Source organism: Aeromicrobium sp. 9AM (assembly GCF_902506105.1).
GTDB lineage: Bacteria > Actinomycetota > Actinomycetes > Propionibacteriales > Nocardioidaceae > Aeromicrobium.
On record NZ_LR733304.1, the window covers coordinates 2,582,639 to 2,606,694 of the forward strand.

19 protein-coding genes and 1 tRNA gene are annotated in these 24,056 nt (G+C 69.3%); 8 read left to right on the plus strand and 12 right to left on the minus strand.

Annotated features, from left to right (window positions below; translation table 11 throughout):
• Positions 1-46: 46 nt before the first annotated feature.
• Entirely contained in the window at positions 47-841 is a 795-nt protein-coding gene (locus BOSE46_RS19255) for an ABC transporter permease (RefSeq protein WP_159541803.1), read from the minus strand.
• Positions 838-1,752, minus strand: coding sequence for an ABC transporter ATP-binding protein (locus tag BOSE46_RS19260; RefSeq protein WP_159541805.1), 915 nt, complete (start codon positions 1,750-1,752; stop codon positions 838-840). Before BOSE46_RS19260 ends, BOSE46_RS19255 begins: the two co-directional genes overlap by 4 nt.
• A 162-nt stretch (positions 1,753-1,914) precedes the next feature.
• On the opposite strand from BOSE46_RS19260, the gene BOSE46_RS19265 reads away from it, so the two are divergent.
• The 4 genes from BOSE46_RS19265 to BOSE46_RS19280 are packed head-to-tail and all read left to right on the plus strand — an operon-like array spanning position 1,915 to position 5,983.
• Positions 1,915-3,120 (plus strand): AGE family epimerase/isomerase, encoded by a 1,206-nt coding sequence (locus tag BOSE46_RS19265; RefSeq protein ID WP_159541807.1) that lies wholly within the window; start codon positions 1,915-1,917, stop codon positions 3,118-3,120.
• Positions 3,117-4,007, plus strand: a complete 891-nt coding sequence (locus BOSE46_RS19270) for a carbohydrate kinase (RefSeq protein WP_159541809.1) — start codon at positions 3,117-3,119, stop codon at positions 4,005-4,007. Before BOSE46_RS19265 ends, BOSE46_RS19270 begins: the two co-directional genes overlap by 4 nt.
• Before the next feature lie 27 nt (positions 4,008-4,034).
• Entirely contained in the window at positions 4,035-5,378 is a 1,344-nt protein-coding gene (locus tag BOSE46_RS19275; RefSeq protein WP_159541811.1) for an MFS transporter, read from the plus strand.
• Positions 5,375-5,983 (plus strand): hypothetical protein, encoded by a 609-nt coding sequence (locus BOSE46_RS19280; protein ID WP_159541813.1) that lies wholly within the window; start codon positions 5,375-5,377, stop codon positions 5,981-5,983. The genes BOSE46_RS19275 and BOSE46_RS19280 overlap by 4 nt, the downstream gene beginning before the upstream one ends.
• 8 nt (positions 5,984-5,991) lie before the next feature.
• On the opposite strand, the gene BOSE46_RS19285 is transcribed toward BOSE46_RS19280, so the two are convergent.
• Positions 5,992-6,816 carry a carbohydrate kinase family protein gene (locus tag BOSE46_RS19285; RefSeq protein ID WP_159541815.1) on the minus strand — a complete coding sequence of 275 codons (825 nt, stop codon included), beginning with the start codon at positions 6,814-6,816 and terminating at the stop codon, positions 5,992-5,994.
• The gene (locus tag BOSE46_RS19290) at positions 6,813-7,721 is read right to left on the minus strand and encodes a pseudouridine-5'-phosphate glycosidase (protein ID WP_159541817.1); all 909 of its coding nucleotides are present in this window, start codon (positions 7,719-7,721) and stop codon (positions 6,813-6,815) included. The genes BOSE46_RS19285 and BOSE46_RS19290 overlap by 4 nt, the downstream gene beginning before the upstream one ends.
• Before the next feature lie 241 nt (positions 7,722-7,962).
• Between BOSE46_RS19290 and BOSE46_RS19295 the strand changes: the two genes are divergently transcribed.
• A complete protein-coding gene (locus tag BOSE46_RS19295; RefSeq protein WP_159541819.1) occupies positions 7,963-8,535 on the plus strand; it encodes a hypothetical protein in 573 nt (190 codons plus the stop codon).
• Positions 8,536-8,587: 52 nt separating this feature from the next.
• Here BOSE46_RS19295 and dcd read toward each other — a convergent pair whose 3' ends face one another.
• A complete protein-coding gene (gene dcd / locus BOSE46_RS19300; RefSeq protein WP_159541821.1) occupies positions 8,588-9,163 on the minus strand; it encodes a dCTP deaminase in 576 nt (191 codons plus the stop codon).
• 56 nt (positions 9,164-9,219) lie between these two features.
• Here dcd and BOSE46_RS19305 point away from each other — a divergent pair.
• A tRNA-Gly gene (locus BOSE46_RS19305) sits at positions 9,220-9,290 on the plus strand.
• A gap of 195 nt (positions 9,291-9,485) precedes the next feature.
• Here the strand turns inward: BOSE46_RS19305 and BOSE46_RS19310 are convergent.
• Entirely contained in the window at positions 9,486-10,037 is a 552-nt protein-coding gene (locus tag BOSE46_RS19310; RefSeq protein ID WP_201299683.1) for a sugar O-acetyltransferase, read from the minus strand.
• A 109-nt stretch (positions 10,038-10,146) separates the two neighbouring features.
• Positions 10,147-11,577: a ricin-type beta-trefoil lectin domain protein gene (locus BOSE46_RS19315; protein WP_236551806.1), complete on the minus strand. Its 1,431-nt coding sequence runs from the start codon at positions 11,575-11,577 to the stop codon at positions 10,147-10,149.
• A 175-nt stretch (positions 11,578-11,752) separates the two neighbouring features.
• Between BOSE46_RS19315 and BOSE46_RS19320 the strand changes: the two genes are divergently transcribed.
• Both BOSE46_RS19320 and BOSE46_RS21525 read left to right on the plus strand, forming a co-directional pair.
• Positions 11,753-12,226 carry a hypothetical protein gene (locus BOSE46_RS19320; RefSeq protein ID WP_159541823.1) on the plus strand — a complete coding sequence of 158 codons (474 nt, stop codon included), beginning with the start codon at positions 11,753-11,755 and terminating at the stop codon, positions 12,224-12,226.
• A gap of 183 nt (positions 12,227-12,409) precedes the next feature.
• On the plus strand, positions 12,410-14,995 hold the full coding sequence (locus BOSE46_RS21525; RefSeq protein WP_159541825.1) for a LuxR family transcriptional regulator: 2,586 nt from the start codon (positions 12,410-12,412) through the stop codon (positions 14,993-14,995).
• Between the two features lie 89 nt (positions 14,996-15,084).
• Here the strand turns inward: BOSE46_RS21525 and BOSE46_RS19330 are convergent, their stop codons facing one another.
• The 5 genes from BOSE46_RS19330 to BOSE46_RS19350 all read right to left on the minus strand — a co-directional run bounded on the left by BOSE46_RS19330 (position 15,085) and on the right by BOSE46_RS19350 (position 23,878).
• Positions 15,085-17,979: an Ig-like domain-containing protein gene (locus tag BOSE46_RS19330; RefSeq protein WP_159541827.1), complete on the minus strand. Its 2,895-nt coding sequence runs from the start codon at positions 17,977-17,979 to the stop codon at positions 15,085-15,087.
• Positions 17,980-18,181: 202 nt separating this feature from the next.
• Positions 18,182-19,099 carry a LysR family transcriptional regulator gene (locus BOSE46_RS19335; RefSeq protein ID WP_159541829.1) on the minus strand — a complete coding sequence of 306 codons (918 nt, stop codon included), beginning with the start codon at positions 19,097-19,099 and terminating at the stop codon, positions 18,182-18,184.
• Positions 19,100-19,377: 278 nt separating this feature from the next.
• Complete coding sequence (locus tag BOSE46_RS19340) at positions 19,378-22,185, minus strand: LysM peptidoglycan-binding domain-containing protein (RefSeq protein ID WP_159541831.1); 2,808 nt, start codon at positions 22,183-22,185, stop codon at positions 19,378-19,380.
• A gap of 20 nt (positions 22,186-22,205) precedes the next feature.
• Positions 22,206-23,291 carry a hypothetical protein gene (locus tag BOSE46_RS19345; RefSeq protein ID WP_159541833.1) on the minus strand — a complete coding sequence of 362 codons (1,086 nt, stop codon included), beginning with the start codon at positions 23,289-23,291 and terminating at the stop codon, positions 22,206-22,208.
• The gene (locus BOSE46_RS19350; RefSeq protein ID WP_159541835.1) at positions 23,288-23,878 is read right to left on the minus strand and encodes a hypothetical protein; all 591 of its coding nucleotides are present in this window, start codon (positions 23,876-23,878) and stop codon (positions 23,288-23,290) included. Before BOSE46_RS19350 ends, BOSE46_RS19345 begins: the two co-directional genes overlap by 4 nt.
• Positions 23,879-24,056 lie beyond the last annotated feature (178 nt).

Genomic DNA, 24,056 nt, shown 5'->3' on the forward strand with positions numbered 1-24,056 from the left:
CACGAAGCCCCGCCACTCACACGAGTGGCGGGGCCTCGTTCTTCGCTCAGGCATCCCGCTTCTGGAACAGCGCGAACCCCACGAGGCTCAGCAGCGCGATCTCGCCGACGAACACCGCGAAGCCGGTCCACGGGGACAGCATGTTGTCGCCGAACGAGACCGGGACGACGATGCCGGGGCCGGCGTTGCCGGGCATGAGCTTCATGACCCACTCACCGAACGTGCCAGGGATGAGTGACACGACCTGGCCGATGATGAACACCAGCGCGAGGACGATCGAGATCGCCGCGGCCGTGTGACGGACGAGCAGTCCGACGGCGGCAGCGAGCAGTCCGAGGCCGGCCATGTAGAGCCCGGCGCCGAACATCGACCGCAGGATGTGCTCGTCACCCAAGGAGATGCCGATGCCCTTGTTGCTGAAGAACGCATTGCCGCCGAAGTAGCCCAGGAACGCCGTGACGGTGCCGACGACGAACAGGAAGCCGCTCAGGACGATCGCCTTGGCCGCCAGGACCCTCGAACGTACCGGGGTCGCCGCCAGCGTCGCGCGGATCAGCCCGGTGCCGTACTCGGAGGTGACCACCAGCGCACCGATCACGACGGCCGAGATCTGGCTGAAGATCAGGCCTTGGGTGATGTACTCACCGGGCGAGTCCCCGCTCTTGCCGCTGGCGATGTCACCGGCGACGACCCCGGAGATGATCGTGGTGAAGCCGGCGCCCAGGACGATCATCGCGAGCGTCGTCCACCAGGTCGACCGGATGCTGGCGACCTTGATCCACTCGGACCTGACGGTACGTCCGAGGGAGCCGCTCGTCGGCGGCGCAGCAAGCGTTGTCATGCCGCGACCTCCGTCCGGGCGTGGTACTCGACGCTGTCGGCGGTGAGCTCCATGAACGCGTCCTCGAGCGAGGAGCGTACGAGGGTCAGCTCGTGCAGGAGGAATCCGTGACTGCCGATGAGCTCGCCGATCGCGGGAGCGTCGAGGCCCTGGACCCGCAGCTCGTCGTCCGTGCGCGTGACGTCGAGTCCCCGGCCGACGAGGAGAGCCTCGACGTCGGTGGTCTGGGGAGCCTTCACGCGTACGTACGCCGAGGCGTGCTCGGCCATGAACTCCTGGATCGGGCTGTCCGCGAGGATCGCGCCGCGACCGATGACGATCAGGTGATCGGCCATCAGAGCCATCTCCGACATCAGGTGGCTCGACACGAAGACGGTCTTGCCGTCGTCCGCGAGCTGGCGGGCGAGCGATCGCACCCAGCGGACGCCTTCGGGGTCGAGGCCGTTGACCGGCTCGTCCAGCATCACGACCGGCGGATCGCCGATCAGTGCGGCCGCGATGCCGAGACGCTGGCCCATGCCGAGCGAGAAGCGCCCGGCCCGCTGCGCGGCCACCGAGTCGAGCCCGACGAGCTCGAGCACCTCGCCGACACGAGTCGTCGGGATGCCGTTGCTGGCGGCGAGCCAGCGCAGGTGGTTGCGGGCAGAGCGGCCGGGGTGCACGGCGTGCGCCTCGAGGAGCGCACCGACCTCACGGAGCGGCGCCGGTGACGCGGCATACCGGTGACCGTTGACGGACACCGTGCCCTTGGTCGGTGCGTCGAGGCCGAGGATCATGCGCATGGTCGTGGACTTCCCGGCGCCGTTGGGGCCGAGGAAGCCGGTGACGCGGCCTGGCTCGACGGTGAAGTCGATGCCGTTGACGGCCACCTTGCCGTCGTACGTCTTGGTGAGTCCCTGGGCGCGGATCATGCCGACCGCCGCCCCGTGCGTGCCGCAGCACTACGTGTCGATGTCATGACCTCAGCCTGCTGCCGGTGGCCCTTTCGCCACATCGGGGACCGACCCCCAGCGACCCCTGAGCACACCCTGATGGTCGTAGGTTGGAGCCATGAGCTGTGGCGAGGCCGAAGCATGAGTTATCCGGGGAGCGTCGCGTGGCGACACCGTGCGCGCAGGAAGCTGTTGGCGTTCGCCCGTCGGTCGTTGCGGCCGGAGGGCGGGTTCTACTGGCTCGACGACACCGGCGGCCCTGACCGCGACAAGGTCCTCGAGCTGTGGATCAACGCCCGCATGACGTACGTGTTCTCCCTCGCCTACCTCGCGGGTGACGACAAGGCACTGGAGCTGGCGACCCACGGCGTACGGGCGCTGGCCACGGTGTTCCACGACGATGTCAACGGAGGCTGGTACGACCGGGTCGGCTTCGACGGCGACGTCCCCGACCGGGCCAAGGGCTGCTACGGCCACGCCTTCGTGCTGCTCGCGGCGTCGAGCGCCAAGGCGGCCGGGGTCGAAGGGGCCGAGGAGCTCCTGACAGAGGCGGCCCTGGTGCACAGCCAGCGGTTCTGGGATCCCGACGAGGGCCGCTGCGTCGAGGAGCTCAGCGAGGACTGGTCACACGTCGACGCCTATCGCGGCGCCAACAGCAACATGCACTCCGTCGAGGCCTACCTGTTCGCCGCCGACGTCACCGGCGACGACATCTGGCGGCGCCGCGCGCTCGCGATCTGCGAGCGCATCATCGGCATCCACGCCCGGGCGCACGACTGGCGCATCCCCGAGCACTACGACCACGACTGGACGCCCGTCCCGACCTACAACGAGGACCAGCCCGCCGACCCGTTCCGGCCGTTCGGCGCGACCCCCGGGCACGCATTCGAGTGGTCCCGCCTGCTGCTGCAGCTCGCCGCCGGGATGGAGGACCCCCGCCCCTGGTTGGGCGAGGCTGCCGAGGCGCTGTTCGCGCGGGCGGTCGACGACGCCGTCAGCGACGACCAGCCGGGCCTGCCCTACACGACCGACTGGCACGGCGAGGCCATCGTCGAGGAGCGGTTCCACTGGGTCATGGCAGAGGCGGTCCTGGCAGCGGAGGCGTTGCACACGTGGTCCGCCAAGCCCGTCTATGCCGGGCTCGCCGAACGATGGTGGAACGAGATCGACGAGCACTACATCGACCCCGACACCGGTGCGTGGCACCACGAGATGTCCCCCGGCATGCAGCTCACGAGCCGCACGTGGCGGGGCAAGCCCGACGCCTATCACGCGTTCAACGCCCTGACGCTGCCCGACCTGCCGCTGGCACCCAGCGCGGCACTGTCGATCGGCGCGGACGCGTGACCGCCCTGATCGTCGGCGAGGCACTGGTCGACGTCGTCCAGCGTCCGGGCGCCGAGCCCGAGCCACACGCCGGCGGGTCGCCGTTCAACGTCGCTGTCGGCCTGGCCCGCCTCGACGTGCCGACGCACCTCGCGGCACAGCTCGCCGACGACGCGTACGGCGACCTGCTGCGCGACCGGCTCTACGAGTCCGACGTCGTGCTCGACGCCCTCGAACCCGCCCCGGCCCGGACGTCCAGCGCCCGGGCCACGCTCGCCGAGGACGGCAGCGCGACGTACGAGTTCGACCTGACCTGGGACCCCGCGGCGCTGCCCGATCCCGGCGCGTTCGAGGTCGTGCACGTGGGTTCGCTCGGCACGTCCCTCGAGCCGGGCGCGACCCTCGTGGCCGATCTGGTCGTGATGGCCGACGCCCTGGGCGTGCCGGTGTCCTTCGACCCCAACATCCGCCTCACGGTCGAGCCGGATCACGAGGCGTGGCGGCGTACGTTCGAGGCGATCGCCCCGCACGCCACCGTCATCAAGATGAGCGACGAGGACGCCGCCGTGCTGTTCCCCGGAGTTGAGCACGACGCGCTGGCCCAGAAGCTCGCCGCCGACGGCGCCCTCGTGGCGATCACCCTCGGCGGCGACGGCGCGGTCATCGCCAGCTCCGGGGTCGTCGCCCGCATCGAGGCACCGCGCATCACGGTCGCCGACACGATCGGCGCCGGCGACTCGTTCATGGCCGCCGTCCTGTCGTGGTGCGCCGCATACTCCTGGCCGGCAGCAGACGAGCTGGACGTCACCGAGCTCACGGATCTCGGCATGTACGCCTGCAGCGCCGCGGCGATCACGTGCTCGCGACCGGGCGCCGACCCGCCGCGCACCGTCGACCTCACGCCCTAGGGACGCTCGCGCTGCCACGATGGGGTGGTGCGTCGCGCCAAGGCTCCCCTGCTCATCCTGACGGTGGCGTTGGTGCTCGCGGACTCCGCGGTCGTGACGCTCGCACTGCCCGACATCCTCCGGCACCTGGACGCGTCCGTCGGCCAGGTCGCCTGGGTGCTGATCGCCTACAACCTCGTGCTGGGCCTCACGGCCGTGCCCGCGGCCATGGCGTTCACGCGTGCCCAGCCACGCATCTTCAGCGCGGCGGGCATCGCGGTGTTCGCCGGCTCGTCAGCCATGTGCGCCGTCGCCGGCTCGATCGACGTGCTGATCGCGGCCCGCTGCGTGCAGGCAGTCGGCGGGGCGTTGGCACTGGTCGGCTGCCTGGAGCTGCTGGTCGCGCAGCAAGGCGAGCGCCGCGGCGTCACGTCATGGGTCACCGCCGGGGTCGTCGGCACGGCGCTCGGCCCGGTCGCCGGGGGACTGCTCACCCAGGCGATCTCGTGGCAGGCCATCTTCGTCGTGCAGGTTCCGATCGCGGTGCTCGCCGTGCCCGCAGCGCTCGCCGTACGAGCCCTGCCGACGGTCGTACCGGACCGGCACCGCCCGGCGACACGCGCCAACCTGACCCTCGCGCTGATGTCGGCTGCGCTCACCGCCGCGTTGTTCCTGCTGGTCCTGCTGCTCGTGCAGGGGTGGGGACGGTCACCCGCGACGGCGGCTGTCACGGTCTCGGTCGTACCCGTCGCCGCCATCGCCGCACGTCCGCTCGCACGCCTTTTCCTTCCCCCGGCGGAGGTCGAGATCGCGGTGGGCTGCTTCCTCGTCGCCGGCGGACTGCTGGGGCTTGCCCTCCCGCCCTCGGCGTCGCTTGCCTGGACCATCGCACCCCAGGCGTTGGTGGGCCTTGGGCTCGGGCTGACCGTCGACCGGCTCACCTCGGCGGCGATGGAGATGCGCCTGCCTCGTGCCCACCACGCGGGCTGGACGATCGGGGCGCGACACGTCGGCGTCGTGGTGGGACTCGCGATCCTCACGCCGGTGTTCACCGCCGACCTCAGGGACGCCCAGGTGCCCGCCCAGCAGGCCATCACCTCCTTGGTGCTCGACGCTCCGTTGAAGCCCGAGGACAAGATCGCGGTCGCCGAGTCGCTCGGCAACGAGCTGTCCGGCCAGCGGGACCAGGTCCCCGACCTGCACAGCGCGTTCGCGACGTTGCGCCTCGACCCAGGGGAGCGCCCCGCCGCAGCGCGGCTCGAGCGAGATCTCAACGCACAGGTCGAGCGTGCCGCCACGCGGGCGTTCCGCGACTCGTTCCTCATTGGTGCCGGTCTCGCGCTCGCGGCTCTCCTCACCCTGGTGCCCCTCCGCCGCCGGCGGCCCTCATGAGCGCGCCTCGCTGGATCGCTATGCCGATCGCCGCGCTTGTCCTCGTCTGCGGTGTCGTCGGAGTGCAGCTCGCCAACGGCGGCGGGACGTACGAGCCGCTTCGGCCGGCCGACCCGTGCGTCGCGCGTCAGGTGACCTCACGCGCCGACGGCATCGACGGTCTCACCGAACGCCTGGTCCTGCTCGGCATCGACGGTGCGGCGTGCCGCCTGCACGTCAGCCGGGAGGCGCTGACCCTCGAGCTCGCGCAAGCCGATGAGCCCACCGATGCCCAGATCGACGCCCTGCGCAGCGGCCTGCACACCGCGGTTCGCCGGATGAAGGCCGACGGGTCGCTCCCGCCGGCATCCGCACTGGTCGACGAGGCGCTCGAGTCATCAGACCTGAACGACCTGCTCAAGACGCTGATCCGGGCGCTCCCGGACTCGGTGATCGACAGCGCGTTGAAGACTGATGACGTCCTCACGCGCGCCATCGACGACCTCGACCTGAGGGCCCTGCTCGCGGATGTCGACGACCAGCAGGCGCTGGAGAAGCGGGTCGAGGTCGCGGTCACCGGCGCCGTCAAGGACTCCCTCGAGGCGCGCGTCCGCGACCTCGCCTGAAGCTCTCGTCAGGCGACCGGGCGGGCGCCGCGTACGGCCACGCACCCGGCAGCCGATCGCGAACCACTGAGCAGGGCGGACTCGACGTCGCCCGTCCTGGTCCAATCGGCGAGGAAGCCGGCGCAGAACGCATCCCCGGCGCCGGTGGTGTCGACGACGTCCGTCGGCAGTGCCGGCACCTCGTGGCCGCGAAAGGCCGCCCCGGCACCCCCGCGGGTCAGCACGACCCGGTCGTCTTCCAGCACGAGGAAGCCCTGCTCGTCGTCGTTGGGGAACACCAGGTCAGCGTCCGCGAGCCAGCCCACGACGGTGTCCCGGCCGGCCGCCTCGAGGAAGCCGAGCGAGCTGGGGTCGATGCTGACTCCGATGTCGCGGCGCTTCGCCTCGGCGACGAGCTCCTGCACGACCGGGCGCACGCCGTCGTCGAAGAACGAGTAGCCGGTCAGGTGCAACCAGGTCACGTCGTCCCAGGCGTCGGCCGGGACGTCGGCGGCGGTCAGCATCGTGTTGGCGGCGCGGTCGACATACATCGTCCGGTCGGCCTCGTCGTCGAGCGTCAGCACGATCGTCGCGGTCGGCAGCTCGGGGTCGCCGGAGATGCGCGCGTCCACGCCGTACGCCTCGAGGGCCGCGCGGTGGCGGTCGACTCCGTCGGCGCCGCATCGACCGACAAAACGTACGTCGGCGCCGAGGTGTCCGAGCCACGCTGCGACGTTCGCCGCCGAGCCGCCCGCGGTCATCCGGATCTCCGAGACCGTGTCGCTCGCGGGGTTGACGGTGCCGAGCGGGCGTACGCCGATGTCGTCGACGAGGTCACCGACGACGAGGATCATCGCGAGGCCCAGGACCGGGCGATCTCGCCGGCGACCCGGATGTTGTTCTCGGCGATCTTGAGGTTGACCGCGAGGCTCTCGCCGCCGGTCAGGCCGACGATCGTCTGCAGCAGGAACGGCGTGACCTCCTTGCCCGACAACCCCTGCTCGTCGGCCATGCGGAGGGCGTCGGCGAGGGCCCGGTCGTGCACCTCGGGGTCGAGCTGCTCGGCGACCGGGAGCGGGTTGGCGACCAGGATCGCGGCCGGCTGACCCAGCTCGTCGCGAGACGCCATCACGCCGGCTACCGCCGCCGCGTCCGGGACCGACCAGTCGAGCTCGAAGCCGGAATCGGTCAGCCAGAAGCTGGGGAACTTGTCGGTGCCGAATCCCAGGACGATCACGCCGAGCGACTCCAGCCGCTCGAGCGTCGCCGGGATGTCGAGGATCGACTTCACGCCGGCCGAGACGACGGTGATCGGCACCTCGGACAGCACCTTGAGGTCGGCGGACTCGTCGAACGTCTCCGACGCGCCCCGGTGCACCCCGCCGAGACCGCCGGTGGCGAACACGCGGATGCCGGCGAGGTCGGCGATGTACGAGGTCGCGGCGACAGTCGTCGCGCCACTGCCGCCGCGGGCCAGCACGATCGGCAGGTCGCGGACGCTGAGCTTGGGGATGTCCTCACCGGCAATGCGTACGAGCTCGTCGTCGGTGAGCCCGGCCTTGAGCTGGCCGTCGAGCACCGCGATCGTCGCCGGAACAACACCCATCGCCGTCAGGATCGCCTCGAACCCTCGCGCCGCCTCAAGGTTGTCGGGCCGCGGCAGGCCGTGCGAGATGATCGTCGACTCGAGCGCGACGACGGGCGTACCGGCCTCGAGCGCAGCGGCGACGGCGGGCGAGATGCTGAGGGGAAGTGTCACCGCGCCACCCTATCCAGCACCCGGGCCTCCGGAGCGGTGACTTAGGGCCCAGTCGAGCCGCGGAGCGGTGACTTAGGGACCAGCGCGGCCGACCTCTTGGGCTCTAAGTCACCGCTGACGTACGCGGTGAAAAACGATTCCTGCGAAAAGTTGCAAGACCTGTCGGGCTCGATGCTCCTACCTCTGAGCAAGCAACAACCACCGACTTCGACAAGCAGCATCACACCCACAGGAGAACGACATGAAAAGCATCATCCGCAACCTGATCATCGCCGCCCCGCTGGCCACTGCCGCCCTGACGATGGTGCCGGCGAGCGCCATGGCCACCGACGGACCGGTCATCATCGCCCAGCCGCACACGGATCCCGATCCGATCGACGACATCGCGATCCCCAAGCCCAAGCCGCCGGTCGAGCCCAAGGACAAGATCGCCCTGCCCAAGCCGAAGCCCCCGGTCGGCCCCGACGACAAGGTCGGACCGAAGCCGAAGCCCACGCACCCTGACGGACCGGACGTCATCACCAACCCGCAGCCCTGCCCGACCCACGGCACCTGCGGCGACAACGACGACAAGGACGGCCCCAAGGGCGGCGGCGGCAAGGACGACAGCTCGGACGACACCAAGCCCGCTGCCGACGTCGCCGAGGTCGAGTCGACCGAGACCGTTGAGGTCCCCACCCGCATCGACGCGGGACTCGCCGACGAGCAGACCGAAGGCGGTCTCGACCTCGCCTGGCTGCTGGCCGGCGGCGCGCTCGTCACGGCTTCGGGCGCAGCGGTCGCGCTCCGTGCCCGCAAGCGTCACACTGCCTGACCCGCACGACGAAGGGCCCCACACCAACCGGTGCGGGGCCCTTCGGCGTACGTCAGATCTCGGTGCGGTGGAAGTTGGCGTGCGAGCGTGAGGCCGTCGGCCCGCGCTGGCCCTGGTAGCGGGAGCCGTACTTCGCCGAGCCGTACGGGTTCTCCGCCGGTGAGGTCAGCCGGAAGTAGCAGACCTGGCCGATCTTCATGCCGGGGTAGAGCTTGATCGGCAGCGTCGCCACGTTGGCGAGCTCGAGCGTCACGTGGCCCGAGAAGCCGGGGTCGATGAATCCGGCCGTCGAGTGCGTCATCAGCCCGAGGCGGCCGAGCGAGGACTTGCCCTCGAGGCGCGCGGCGATGTCGTCCGGCAGGGTCACCAGCTCGTACGTCGAACCGAGCACGAACTCGCCGGGGTGCAGGATGAACGCCTCGTCGTCGCCCACCTCGACCTCGCGGGTCAGGTCGGACTGGTCGGCGGCCGGGTCGATGTGCGGGTACTTGTGGTTGTCGAAGACCCGGAAGAACTTGTCGAGCCGCACATCGATGCTGGACGGCTGGATCATCTCGCGGTCGAACGGGTCGAGCGCCACGCGCCCGGCGTCGATCTCGGCGAGGATGTCGCGGTCGGAGAGGAGCACGAGTCGAAACTAACGCATGTGGCTTCGGTAGTCTGTGTTCGGTCGCAACTGACCGCGCCGATGTAGCTCAGTGGTAGAGCGCTTGCTTCCCAAGCAAGATATGCGGGTTCGATTCCCGTCATCGGCTCTCGGCACGAAGTGCCCACCCCCGATGACGGGAATCGAGTGGGCCCTCCCTCGAGCCACTGCCCCGCGGCGAAGCCGCCCCTCCAGTGGCTCCACCTAGGGATCCCGTCATCGGCTCTCTGCTCCGGTCCGGCGCGGAGCGGTGGCACTGGCGCTGGCGGTGATCTGGTCGCCCATCAGAGGGGCGGAAGGGCGACTAATCCACCGCCCACGTACGTTGCACGGTCGCCTTCGAGCCGGTCACCAGAGTCTGTGCCGGTACGTCGTCGGCCACCACAGCCCCCGCCGCGATCACGGAGTCGCGGCCGATCGTGACCCCCGGCAGGATCGTCGCACCCGCACCGATCCACACGTTCTCCTCCACGTCGATCGGCTCGCCGGTCAGCCACACGCGCCGATCCGCCGGGTCGACCGGATGACCGCCGGTGATGAACGTGACCTTCGGCGCGATCATCACCCGCTCGGCGAGCCGGATGCCGGCGTAGTCGAGGAACGTGCATCCCTGGTTGATGAACACCCGCTCGGCGATGTCCAGGTTGAGCCCGTGGTCGGTGTAGAACGGCGGATAGATCGTCACCCGCTGAGGCAGCGGCCGCCCGAGGATCTGCTCGAACAGGGCGGCCTTGCCGGCTTCGTCCTCGAACGGCAGCACGTTGAGGCGCGACGTCAGAGCCGTCACCTCGAGGACCCGCTCGGACATGGCCGTGAACTCGGCGCTGTCGATCCGCATCAGGAAGTCGTCGGGCATCCCACGATGATCTCCCGCTCACGACGCGCAGGGCAGCAGACACGCAAGACTCCGGGAAGTGCAGCCGCCCCCGGCTGGAGGAAGACCCGGGGGCGGCCACGTATGGGTGCTACGTACGAGCCCACTGCTGGTTGGACTCGCCGCTGCAGCTCGCGACGCCGACCGCCGAGCCGTTGTCGGCCCCGGCGGCCTCGAGGCAGAGGCCGGGGTGGCTCACACTGCTGACCGACAGGTCGGCGTTGACCTCCCACTGCTGGTCGACCGCACCGGTGCAGTCGGCGATCACAGCGGGACTGCCGGCGCTCGCACCGTCACCACCGATCGCGAGGCACTTGTTGGCATACACGGTGAGCTGCTTCTCAGCCGTCCAGTTCCACAGCTGGTTGCCGCCGGCGTTGCAGTCCCACAGGTCGAGCGCGGTGCCGTTCGTGGTCGAGAAGCCCGGCACGTCGGCGCAGCGATCGCTGGCCACGCCACGCAACACCTCACCCGGAGGCGCCGGCGGCAGGTTGTTGGTGGGCTCCCGCCGCAGCAGGCCCCAGCCCCACCACACCTGGGCGAGACCGCTCTCGCTGTTGACCTGCAGCTGGTTGCCGACCCTGGTCGTCATCGAGTACGCGTCGCCGTCCCGCAGGCCGGGCCAGTAGACGAGCCCCATGTGCTGCTCTCGAGCGGTCTGGGTCAGTGCTCCGAGGTATGACGTGTAGACGTTGCCCTCGTGGTTGCCGTAGTTGAGCCCCGTGGTCATCGGCGAGCCGGCCTCGTCGATGATCGTGCGCCAGCCGTACGAGCCGATGCGTGGCCGCAGGTTCGCCAGCCAGGCCGCCTCGGTCGTGTCGGATGCCCAGAAGCCGTAGAAGTGCAGCGACAGCAGCGTGCCCTTGAGCTCAGGTGCGGCACCGACGCCGGTGACGTCGTCGTTGTAGCCCGTGCCGGAGATGACGACGCGCTTCCGTGGGACGTCGACGTGCCGCTTGAGCCACGACGAGGTCAGCGAGACCCACTCGTCGAGCGAGTAGCCGAACGGCTCGTTCATCGGCTCGAAGTAGACGTGCGGGTTGTGGCGATACTTCCGCACCACGGTGTCCCACATCGTGTTGAACGCCTTCGGGTCGTCGACGCGACCGTCCTTGGCATCGTTGGCCTCCCAGTAGCTCACGATCACCTTGAAGCCGCTGTCGGCCGACGCGTCGATCGCGGCCTGGTACGACTTCCACCACTTCGTGCCCACGCTCGACGGGTTGATCGGCAGTCGAACCGTGTTGGCCTTCAGCTCGTGCCGGAACTCCGACACGGTCGTCCTGGCCTTGCGGTACGTCGTCGCGTAGCTGTCGGCGGTGCTCAGTCCGGAGGGCACCACCTCGTCAGCGGCGTAGTTGTCGCGCGGGTCCGCCCAGTTCACGCCGCGGAAGTCACTGGTGTTCGTACGGCCGTGGTGTGCCGGCGACGCCTCTGCGGGCGACGCCAGCGTGGCTGCCACCAGTGCACCGACAGCCAGGACGGTCGCCGCGATCGCCCCCGAGGCGATGCGGTGACGCAACCGTTGGCGAGACTGGGATTGGAGTGATGGTTGCGTAAACATCATCGAGGAGAGCCTTCCTTGTTTGCGTAAACATTAGGCGGTGTGACGACGGTCTCACTCGTCGATCGGATCCGTCAACCCCTCCCGCCGCCGGCCGCCTGGATGTGTCGGTCCCCGTCCGTAGGTTCAGGGGATGGCACTCACCGACTTCGACTTCGTCCTCGGCCGCTGGGGCGTGACCAACCGCAAGCGAGCCGACGCGCTCGACCCGGGCTGCACTGACTGGCTCGAGTTCGCCTCGACCGGCGAGCATCGCGCGCTGCCGGGCGGCGCGGGCAACATCGAGGCGTACGAGGCCCTCGAGATGCCCGGGATCGGCGAGTTCCACGGCCTGGCCCTGCGCCTCTACGAACCGGCGTCGGACACGTGGCGCATCTGGTGGTCCTCCAGCTCGACACCTGGTCGGCTCGATCCACCGATGGAGGGCCGCTTCGACGGCAACGTCGGCACGTTCGTGACCGACGACGTCATCGACGGCCGGCCGCTCAAGGTGCGTTTCGTGTGGACCGACTTCGGCGACGACCGGGCGCAGTGGGAGCAGGCGTTCTCCCACGACGGGGGCCACACGTGGGACACCAACTGGGTCATGAGCATGACCCGGGCCTAGCCACCGATCGTGCAACAGCCGGTCGTGAATTGTCTGAAACCGCACACAGCCGGCGCACGGTGTGGTTATCGTCAGGCGAGGGCAGTTGCGAGGTCTCCGACAGGTGCTGGGAGCCTTCACCCACCGAAATCTGGTGCGTGAGGATGTTCCTTTCGAGGGCTTCACCGATGTGTGGAGTATCAGTTGTCGACGTCCTGGCCGTCCTTGCGACGTGAACGTCTCCTGACCGCTGCGGTTGCGGCATTCGCTGATCGCCGCGGCGGGGTCGTCCTGCGCGGACAGACCGGTGCCGGCAAGAGCCATCTCCTGCGCGAGGTCCGCGCCGAGCTCAACCGTGTCGCACCCGAGCCGATCGTCTGGCTCTCCGTCGCCGGTACGCGCGAGGAGGAGGACAACGCACTCGCTGCTGCCGACACCCTGCTCGACGGGATCGATGCGCCCGCGATGCGGTCCGGGCGCAAGCTGGCCAAGGCTGCGCACGAAGCGATCCTCGAGACAGCCGCCGGCCGGCCCGTCGTCATCGAGGTCGAGAACGCCCAGCTCCTCGACTCCGACAGTGCGGAGCTCGTCGCCAGGATCGCCAGACTTGGCGGCATCAAGCTGCTCGTCGCGTCCCGTTCCACCGCACCACAACGTGCCGCCCTCGTGAGTCTGTGGACCGACGAGCTGGTCGGCCGGATCGACGTGCCCACCCTCGCGCCTGACGAGCTCGAGACGATCCTGTGGTCGGCGTTGGGCGGACCGGTGGAATCTGCCCTGACCCGCGACGTGCTCTACGCGACGGGCGGCAACGTCGGTCTCGCCCGCCAGCTCGTACGCGCCAATGTCGCCGCCGAGACCATCGTGCAGACCAACGGCACGTGGATCCGCCGGGGCCGCCTGGTTCCCGACGCGCACCTCATCGACGTGGTCACTGCCGAGCTGGGGCGCTACACGCCAGAGGATCGTCACGCGATCGAGCTGGTGGCACTCTCCGAACCCGTACCCCTCGCCATCGCGCGACCGTCCATCGGCGCCGACACCCTGGACCGTCTGACGACAGCCGGGGTGCTCCGGGTCACCCGCGGCAGGAGTGCCAACCGGGCCACGCTTCCGGTGCTGAGGTTGCCGCATCCCCTGTACGCCGACTGCATCCGCACCATGGTCACGCCGGCCCGTAGCCATGCCCTCCATCAGGAGGTCTACCCGGAGGCGCCCCGCGCGTCGCGCCAGACGCTGCACGGACTGGTGCGCTGGGCGGAGTGGACCCTCGAGTGCGGGCTCGACATCGACCCGGAGGCCCTGACCCTCGCCGCCGGCGCAGCGAGCAGCAACGGCGACTACGAGGCGGCGATCGACCTCGCGACTGCGGCTCTCGACGCCCGCCCGAGTCCCATCGTCCGCATCGACGCCCTCGCCATCCGGGCGCGAGAGCTTCGGTTCCGCGACCGGCCGGCCCAGGCGATCCGCGACGTCGAGGACGCCATCACCTTGCAGCGGGTCATCCCCACCGACCTGATGCACCCGGCCGACGACCGCATCCTCGACCTCCACGACCTGCGCGCCGACATCGAGCAGTACGGGCTCAACGAGGCGGCCCATGCGATCGAGCTGATGGGGCAGATCTACACCGAGATCATCCAGCGCGGCGGCAACATGGACCAGGTCCAGCGCTACCGCATGTCCCGCATCGCACGACATGGCTGGTCCGGCGACTTCCGCCCGGCCCTCGCAGCGGCCGAGGAGCTGGCGTCGGGCCCGGTGCCCGGCTCTAGCTGGACGCTGCAGGCCGTGGCACCAGTCATCCTCGCGCAGACCTGGCGTGGCCAGACCGCCCAGGCCGTCGCGATCTCCGAGCGCTATCGACCGGCCGCCTCCGCGTACGACGCTGCGCTGCCTCGTGTGGGTGCGGAGATCCACCTGTCGACGTTCCTGCTCCACGTGGTGTCCGGGCGCCTGGGCGAGGCCCGCCGGCTCGGGGCTGATCCCCGACCGCCCGGCGGCGCGACCCGGCTGGACTCGGCGCTGACGTTCGCCGGTGAGGCGCGCCTGCTGTCGGCAGAGGGTCGCTGGCACGAGGCCGACGAGAAGTTCCGCATCGCCCGCCAGCTGTTCGAGATCCGCGATCCGAGCGGGTTCTCGGCGTGGGCGTTCGCGAGCGAGGCACACTGCGCGTTGATGGTCGGTGACCACGAACGCGCCGAGGCGCTGTGCCGCCGGGTCGACCACACGCCCATGAGGGCCAGCCGCGCGTTCGAGGCCGACATCCGCGCGCAGGTCATCACGACGCTGTCGGGCCTGGGCCATCGTGACGCCCCGGGCCGCGCGATCGAGATGTCGTTGTGGGCGGAGGAGCGTGGCCACTACCTGGCCGAGCTGTGGGCCCTCGATCTCTTCGCGGTCACCAGCCCCCGGCTCGCCCGGGCGAGCGGCACGGCCGAGCGCGCACACGTCCTGCTCGAGCTCGTCGATGCCCCCGTGGCTCCGTCGCTCGTGAACCACATCGACGCGATCATCGAGACCGACTCAACCCTGGAGAAGGCCGCGACAGCCCAGCTGGCGCGCTTCGGCCGGTGGATCCCCAGCAGCATGCCGGTCCACGTCGACCTGTCGCCGCGGGAGCAGGAGGTCGCGTCGCTCGTCACCGCCGGCCTCAGCAGCGCGGCCATCGCCGAGCGCCTGCACGTGTCGACACGTACGGTCGAGACCCACCTCTCTCGGGTCTACGCCAAGCTCGGCGTCAACCGCCGCAGCCTGGTCGCCGAGGCGCTGCGCAAGCATTCCGCCTGAGCATCCAATCCATCTGACCACCCACCCACCCGAGACGACGCACTGCCCGGCCTCCGCAAGAGACCGGGCAGTGCGTGGTTTCTCGTCGACTACGGGATGTAGCGCCGCAGTGACTTGGCCTTGCCGACCTGGGTCAGCTTCCCCTGACCGTTGTAGACCGCCACGATCACCAGCTGCTCATCCGGCAGGCCCGAACGGACGTAGGTCGCCCGTCCGCTGCTGTTGAGCTTCAGCGACGTGATCTTCTGACCGTCGATGTAGAGGTGGACGTAGCCGGGTGCAGGCTTGCCGTTCAGCTTGCGCACCCAGACCTTGAACGAGCCCTTGTTGAGCGAGATCCGGTTCGTCGTGAGCTGGATCTTGTCGTTGGGCCGGCCCTTGTAGACCCGCTGGATCAGACCGTTGCTGACCTTGCTGTCGAACGGCGAGCTCGACGACGGGGTGAAGCGTGCCACGAACCGGTGCGTTCCCGGCTTCAGGCCCTTGAGGGTCCGCGAGCCGTGGTACGTGCCGGACACGGGGACCGGCGAACCGTACTTCTTGTCGTCGGCGTAGTACTGCAGCGTGCCGTCGATCTTGCCGACCGCGTCAGCGGCAGGTGTGATCCGCGCCTGGACCAGGATGTCGTCACCCTGGTAGGCCGGGATGCGGTTCGTCACCAGCTTGACCGAGAGCAGGTTCGGATGGATCGTCACCTGCAGGGTGTTGGACACCCCGTCCTCGGTCTTGCCGTCGCCCTCGAGGTCGTTGAAGTACTTCGCTGAGTACTGGTGAACGCCCTTACTGACCTTGTCCGAGCTGATGACGGCCAGGCCCTCACCATCGACCAGGACCGGATCCTTGACCGCGACGCCGTTGTCGTAGAACTGGACCCAGCCGACCGCGACGTCACCCTTTTCGGTTGCGACGTGTGCCGTCAGTGTCAGCGTCTCGCCGTACTGCAGGTCCGTGGCGTTCGACGTGAGGGTCACGGCCACGAGCTGCTTCTTGACGACCTGGATCAGCTCGCCACTCTCGGCTTCCTTGTACCGCTTGTCGCCGAGGTAGCGCGCCGTCACGTGGTTGTCGCCGACCGGCAGCTTGTCCGTCGTGATCTGCGCCTTGCCGTCACCGTCGATGCCGACCGGTCCGTCGAACGCCGAGCCGTTGACGTACAGCTGCACCTCGCCCGTGGGCTCGTACGGCTGCGTCGGCAGGTTGCCCGACACGTCGATGCTGAACGTCACGTCGTTGCCGACGTGCGACGGGTTGAGGTTGCTGCTGAGCGCGACCTTGGCCGAGCCGAAGTTGACGATCTGGTCGACGTAGTTGCTGGTCGCGGTGTGGAAGTTGTCGTCACCGCTGTAGACGGCCGTCACGTGGTGATGGGCGTCCGGGTTGGTGACCGGCAGCTCCAGCTCGAAGTGCACCTTGCCGGCGTAGTCGATCGGCAGGTCTCCACTGATCGGATCCTGGTCGATGTAGAACTTGACGGTTCCGGTCGGCTTGGCGGTCGTGGTCTTGTTCGATGTCACCTTGACGTCGAACTTCGACTTCTCGCCCGCGATCACCGGGTTGTGCACCGACGTGAGCTCGACCGAGACATCACCCTGGTTGACGGTGAAGCCCGACAGGCTCGTCTCGTCGACCGAACCGTTGAACTCCTTGTCGCCGGAGTACGTGGCGATGATGTCGTGCGTGCCGACGGGGAGTCGGTTCGTGGACAGGACGGCCTTGCCGCTGCCGTCGAGGACGACCGGCGCCCCGAGTGCCACGCCGTTCGAGCTGAACTTGACCGTGCCCGTCGGGACACCCTGAGCCGGATCGACCGGGGACACCGAGACGCCGAGATCGACGACGTCGCCGAAGTTCGGCGGGTCGAGAGGCCCGGAGACCAAGGTCGTCGTGTCACCCTTGCTGACCGTGAGGGGTTCCTTGCCGGTCGATGCCAGCGAGTCGCTGCCGGGCGCCGGGATGAACTCTGCGCTCAGCGTGTAGTTGCCGACCTTGAGCTTGTCGGAGTAGACGGTCGCGTCCTGGTTCTCGAGCGCTTCCGTGCCGAGGTTGGTGATGATGCCGTTGGCGAGGTTCTTGGCCGTGAGCTTCACCGAGCCGACCGGGGTCTGGCCGCCGTTGCCGGCGACGTGAATCGCGTAGCCCTTCATCTCCTGCGTGACGACGGTGCCCGGGTTGGTGATGCTGGTCGTCGTCGTGAACGCCTGGTTGTACGTGATGACGACGGAACCGTCGCCCTCGACGCTGGGGCTGAATGCCGAGTCGACCGTGGCGTTCAGCAACGGGTTGAGGTAGCTACGTCCACCGCCACCGCCCGCGCCGCTCGAGGACAGGAACGTGGCACCCTGGCTGCCGCCCTGGTAACCACCGCCGCCGCCACCCGCGCCGCCACCGGCGAGGAAGCCGTTGGCGCTGTCGCCGACTCCACCGGCCTGCGTCGCAGCGTCGCCGGGATGTCCGCCCTCAGACTGCGGAGCGGTGCCGTTCTGGCCGTCCTGGTCGCCGCCGCCACCGTTGCCGCCGGCGAGGTTGGGGCCGTTGTTGCCGCCACCACCGCCGCCGCCACCGGCGACGATCACGCGGTTGGTGTCGATCGCTGAGCCGAAGAAGACCTCGGTCGCACCGCCACCGCCACCGCCGGCACCGCCGAGCGGTGCGGCTTCGCCACCGGCGCCGCCGGCAGCAGCGCCGCCCGCGGCTCCGCCGCCACCTTCGAACGTGGGGTTGTCCGTGCCGGCGTCACCGCCACGCTTGCCCAGGTAGACGGAGATGAGCTGACCGGGTGTGACCGGCACGGTGACCGTGCCGCTCGCGCCACGACCTCCGGACCCGCCCTCGAGGCCACCGGCACCGCCGGCAGCTCCCTTGGTCGTGATCGTGATCGAGTGGACGTCCGACGGGACGTTCCAGTTCTGGCCGAGGCCTCCTGATACCAGGAAGGTCTTGGACCCCGGGGCGGCTTGAGCCGCCTGGGGGGCGATGGCAATCATGCCCGCGGCCAGCATGGCTGACGAGGCAAGAGTTGCGGTGGTCCGGGTCAAGACCCGACTGCGTGGACGCACGAGATTTCTCCTTGGGAGTGGGGTGCCACGAAGGCACCGAGAGAGACTCCCTCAGAGTCGCGCCAAAAGGTCTGGACCGAATCAGTAAGTACTACGTATTTCTTGCACGATTCGCCCGAAACGCCCGACCTCAGACCGCCTCGTGCGCATCGGCTACGGCCCGCGCCTCGTCACGAAGTGCCTGGACGACGAGGCGCACCGACGGCCGCTCGAAGCGGTCCGGCCGCAACAGGGCCGAGATCTCCCGCTTGGCCCGGATGCCGACCAAGGGGCGGGTGACCAGGCCGTTGCCGTGCTCGCGAGTCGTGAATCGCGGCAGGATCGCGATGCCGTGACCGGCCGCGACGAGCGCCTCGACGATTCCGTTGTCGGAGATGCGTTGGGCGATCCGCACCGGCTCGCCCGTCGCCGCGACGACCTGGCTGAGGACGCGGTCGAACGGATAGTCGTGGGGCACCCCGATCCAGGTCTCCCCCACGACGTCCTTGGGCGACAGGCTCGCCTTGCGTGCCAACGGGTGCCCCTCGGGCAGGGCGACGTCGAGCGGCTCGCTGATCAGCGGCACGACCTGGAGCCCCCGCTCGTGCCAGGTGGCCGACGTCGTCGGCGAGTCGGCCAGCACGATGTCGTGGTCCGGCGTGAGGTCCGCGAAGTCGGTCGTGATGCCGTCCTCGTCGGAACAGATCAGCTCGACCTCGGGCACCTCGGCCAGCCGGGTCAGCACGCCCGGGAACAGCATCTCGCCACCCGTCGGGAACGTGACCATCGTGACCTGTCCGGCCGGCCGGTGCATGAACTCGCGCCACCGGCCTTCGGCGCGTTCGATCGCGACCGCGATCTCCGTCGCTGTCTGCACCAATGCGCGTCCCGCCGGGGTCAGCGCCACGCCGCGGCCCGCGGGCTCCACGAGGGTGTAGCCGGCCTCCTTCTCGAGCACCTTCAGCTGCTGCGAGACCGCCGAGGGTGTGACCTTCATCGCGTCAGCGACGGCACCGACGGTGCCCCGTTCGGCCAGTTCCCGCAGCAGCGCAAGGCGATGTACGTCCATGTAGCAAGTCTACACGTTAGGTGTAGTTCTATTCGCTTGTGCTTGACGATCCGGGCTTCCATACTGGAAGTACGAACTGCCCACCAAAGCCTTGAAGGAGGCCACCATGATCGCCATCATCACCATCGCTGCCCTCTCCGTGATCGGGATCGGCCGCTCCATCCGCACCGTCGCCACCGACGGCTTCGGACGCGTGCCGACTCGCTCCATCTGACGCAGCACCAGACGCCAAAGCCCCCGCGAGGATCTCGCGGGGGCTTTCTTGTGGAGCGGGAGAGTCAGGCCACGTTGGCTCGATAGCCGGGCAGGAGCTCGTCGACCAGGCCGTCGGTCTCGGCCGATGAACCGACGACCGAGCCGTGCTCGGCGATCGCGGCATACATCTCGTCGGCGACCACCCGTACGTCCTCGCGATCACCGAAGTGCGTCGCGAGGCGGAGGCGGGATCGCCACAGCTCCTCGCTGGCGGGCAGCATCATCAGTCCTTGCGCCAGCACGGCGCGAGCGGCCGGCTCGTCGTTGCGGGCCGCCGCAGCCTCGGCGCAGGCCTGCACCGTCAGGCTGACGGCGATGACGATGTCGCCCTCGATCGTGGTGGACTCCAGCCACGCGTAACGGCCGGCCGGGATGTCACCGAACGGGAGACCCGCGACGAGGTCCAGTGCCGTGCGCATGTGCGTCTCCCGCCGCGTGCCGTCCTCGGCAGCGCGGTTGAGGGCTTCGCGGAAGGCGTCCCAGTCGAGGTCGACCGCACCGGGTGCGAACCGCCATACGCCGGACTCCGACTCGAGGACGGGGTTGCCCGATGCCGTCGTGCCGAACCAGTCGGCGACCTGTCGAAGGGCCGCGTCGCGCACCTGCGGGTCGACGCCTCGCGGCCACAGTGCGGCGCTGATGCGGTTGGCGTGCACGCCGGTCGGGTGCAGCGCCAGGAAGCACGCGAGCTCGGTGAGGAACTCGACGCGGTCGGCATCGACCTCGCCGGACGCCTCGGCCGTCACCGGCCCGAGGACCCGTATGCTCGCGACCGCCTCGTGGGCAGCGGTGACCTGCTGCTCGGACTCGAGCGTCTCGATGAGCTGGTCGATCGTGACCCGGCGCGCGGCGTGCACGGGTTCGTAGAGGTCCGCCAGCGCCTCGGCCGCAGCCGGGGTGATGACCTGAGCCGCCACGTCGACACTGTGCAGCGGCGACGAGATGCGGCCGTCGGGCCGAGCGGTCAGGCGTACGGCGGCGTCGCGAACCGTGCCGACGACGACAACGCCGAGGGCGACCTGCGGATCCGAGGCCAGCGCCTCCAGACGAGCCAGCTCGTCAGCGGTGGGTACGCCCGAGCAGACGACCAGGTGATAGGTCCAGTCGACGGCGTCGGGCGCGGCAGCGCGGGCCTGGCGTACGGTCCGGGCATCCGCGTCGCGGCACGCGGTCCGCTGGTAGCGGGCGACGTTGTCGAGGCTCTCGATGACCCGCTCGAGGTCGTCGGTGCGCCGGATCGCGCCTTCGCCGATGCCCGCGAGGTCACCCGCGAACCCGACGAGAGTGACCAGACGATCGTCCGCCCAGGCGTGCGTCGCGGTGTCGATCGCCATGCTGAGCGCCACGCCGCGGGCGGTCTCGCTGTCACCGTCGAGCGACAGCACACCGCTGATCGACTCGGGGTCGAGCATCAGGATGCTGCCGTCGTCACGGCGGCCGATGCTCGCCATGCCGGGCAGCGGGGACAGGCCCGAGGCCGTGGCCTCGACGTCACGGTCGACGGTCCACACCTTGGCGCGCGCCGACCAGCCGGCCGGCGGCGCGACCTCAGGCACCAGGTCGAACGCGATGGCCATGCCACCGCCGCTGACCGAGGCGCGCAGGGGCGCCGGCATGCCGGGCGCCCCGTTGAGGGAGCGCAGTGCACGGTTGAGCCAGCCGGCGGTGCCGAGGTCGGCCTCGTTGCGGAGCTTGGCACCGGGAGGCGGCGAGCCGGGATCGGGGTTGTGCGGGTCGGGATCCGTGGGCGTACGCGCGGACCACCACGCGGCTGCAGGTGCCGACGCCCGGCGACGGCGCAACGCGAGCGAAGCACCGGCGATGACGAGCCCGCCGGCGACGCCGAACAACGGAGACCAAGCACCGAGCTGAATGCCGCCGCCGGCATCCTCGCCGGCCGCGACGTCGGCCTGCTCAGCGGCGGCGGTGTCGACCTCGGCCGTGTCCACAGCGCCGGCCGTCTCGTCGGGCACGGGAGCGTCGGCGACCGGGGCGTCAGCCGCGTGGTCGATGACCTTGAGGCCGGGACCCTTGGCGTCGTTGGGCAGCTTCATGACCCAGCCCGGATAGATCAGGTCGGCCTTCTGCAGCACTCGCCCGTCGGGCTGGGTGATGCCCTTGTTGAGATCCCAGATCTCCTTGTAGCGGAAGCCGTCACCGAGGTAGCGGTCCGCGATGTCCCACAGCGTGTCGTAGTGGCGGCCGTGCGGGGGCTTCACGTCGTAGTAGGTCGTGACGCCCTCGGCGATGTCGACAGACGTGGCGTCGTCCAACGTGTTGACGGCGGGCAGGGTGCCATCGGGCAGCTCGGCGGCAGCGCTCTCCGCGACGGTCGGTGCGACCATGACCTGGCTGGCGAACTGGCTCTGGGCCGCGGACGTGGGAGCCGATGACTCGACCGCGGACGCCGACGACATGCCGACCGAGGTCGTCGCCGCGAGCAGCACGATCGCACTGACGAGCCGGCGGGCCAGGCCTTGGGTGCCGATGCCGCCGCCCGGGATCCGGGGAGCGAGACCACTCTTGCGGCGTTCGGCGACCGCCTCGACCACGAGACACACGACGAAGTGCGCCCACGCCAGCCAGACGACGACGGCCAGGACGCTCAGGACCGTCTCGCCCGTCGTCGGGGTGCTGAGCCATTCGACGCTCGGCCTCTGGTCGGGCCACGGCGTCCCGAAGGCGGCGAAGAGCGCGATCGGCACCCCCACGACGAGGGCGAGGGTGCCCAGCAGCGCGGCGGCGCCGGTGGCGACCTGCTTGAACCGGCTCGGCTCCTCAGTGATCGCGGGCAGGCGGTTCTGCGGAGATCGTTCGATGGTCGATGGCATCGTTCTCTCCTGTCGTGGGCTCAGTAGACGACGGCTGGGGGCTGGTTGGGGGCCTGGACCTCCTGGACCGGCAGGACCTGCCGCATCCGCATGGTGAAGTCGTTGCCGAGGGTGCGCATCGGACCGTTGACCGGGCCGTAGGTGACCTTCCACGTCACGATCACGTCGGCGTAGAACGCGTCCTTGATCCTGCCGGGAATCTCTCGGTTGGCGTACTTGCGGGCCGAGGCTGACGAACGCTTGAACGTGATCTTGCAGGCGTTGGCCGGCTGACTCCTGGGCAGGACACCCGGGAGGTAGGACGCCTCCGGGTCACAGGTCTCGGGCTTGATGTCGGTCTGCCGCGGATCGATCACGATCTTGGTGGCGCGGGCCTCCATGGCGACGTCGCCCTCGACGATACGCCGGAACGGCCCACCATTCTCCCGGTTGGCGTAGTCACCCTGGGCCACGACGTCCTTGGTGACGGGATCGAGCCAGCGGAAGGTGAAGAACGTCGGAGTGCCGACGATGGGTGTCACGTTGGGACGGGTCACCATGAATGGGACCGGCATGAGGGCGTCGGTCTTGAACCGGTTCCACAGGAAGTCGGTGATGCCGTTGTGGTGGTCGCTGATATCGGCGTCGAACGGGACGAACACGATCGAGATCGCCACCGTACGGTCGGGGCCGCCGCTGTAGGTGTCGAAGTCGATGCTGCCCAGGCACGTCATGAGCATGAATCGGCCCTTGTCGGGGTTCGCGTTGTATGGCGGCTCGACGGTTTTCGGCAGGTCGCTGTAGCGGCACTGCTGCAGCTTCTGGTCGCCGAACCGCTCGCGCAGCGTCTTCAGGTTGCCGCCGCCCAGCGTCACGCAGTACATCCCCATGCCGCCACCGTTGGCGTAGACCGAGCACGAGGAGCCGCCGGTGTTGATCGCGGCGTTCTTGTTGCCGCTGCTGGTGTCGTCGCCACCGTTGCCGCCGTTGTCGGTGTCGCCGGAGTCGCAGTCCTCTGTCGCCTGGTCGCACGCCACGGCAGACGTCGTTGTCACCGCGACAAGGCCTCCTGCGATGACGAACGCCATGATCGCGGCCGCTGCGAACGAGCGAATGGTTCGAGTCACTGGGGAGCACCTCCTGGGCACGTGCCGACGTGCTTGATGGGCTGCAGGACCCAGGCACCGGCTTTGAGCTTGAGCGTTATGGAGTATTTCCGCCACTCGCGTTTGACCTTGCCGAGCAGCTTGCCGTTGCGGTCGAGCACATCGGTGGACGGCGCCCACTGGCACGTCACGAGCCGCGCCTCGCTGCCGCGAGTGCGGGACGACACGATCTTGATGTGCGCCACGTCCGGGACGCTCCACCGCAGCTTCTTGCCACTGGCCACGTTGCCCGACACGAGACGCAGCACGGGCTTGGAGAGCAGCTTGGTGGCGTCGGGGACGAGCTTGTGCTGATTCATCGAGCCGCCGGACGCCTCGGACGCCCTCTTGTAGCCGAGCACAGCAGGGTCGGTGGCGTAGTCGTCCCAGTTCTGGATCTCGACCGTCATACCGAACGCGCCCTTGGGCTGGGCCGGGATGGTCGGGGTGGGCGACGGGGTCGTCTTCGTCGGCTTCGGGGCCGCTTTGTCGCCGTCACTGCCGCCGCACGCGGCCATGCCGACGAGGAGCGTCGCTGCGACGCCGATCATCAGCAGTTGCCGTCTCACGAAAGATCCCCCCGGACATCCTGTTGCAGAACCCCGCCAGCATACCGAGAAATGCGTACTGTCGGTAAACGAGGCCGATCGTTCTGGACAATTCGGAGCATGTTCGGCACGCGCCGTCGTCCTTCACGGTAGAGACGTCTCACCCGTCGATTCCTGACGCGGCTGTCTCGACGACGAT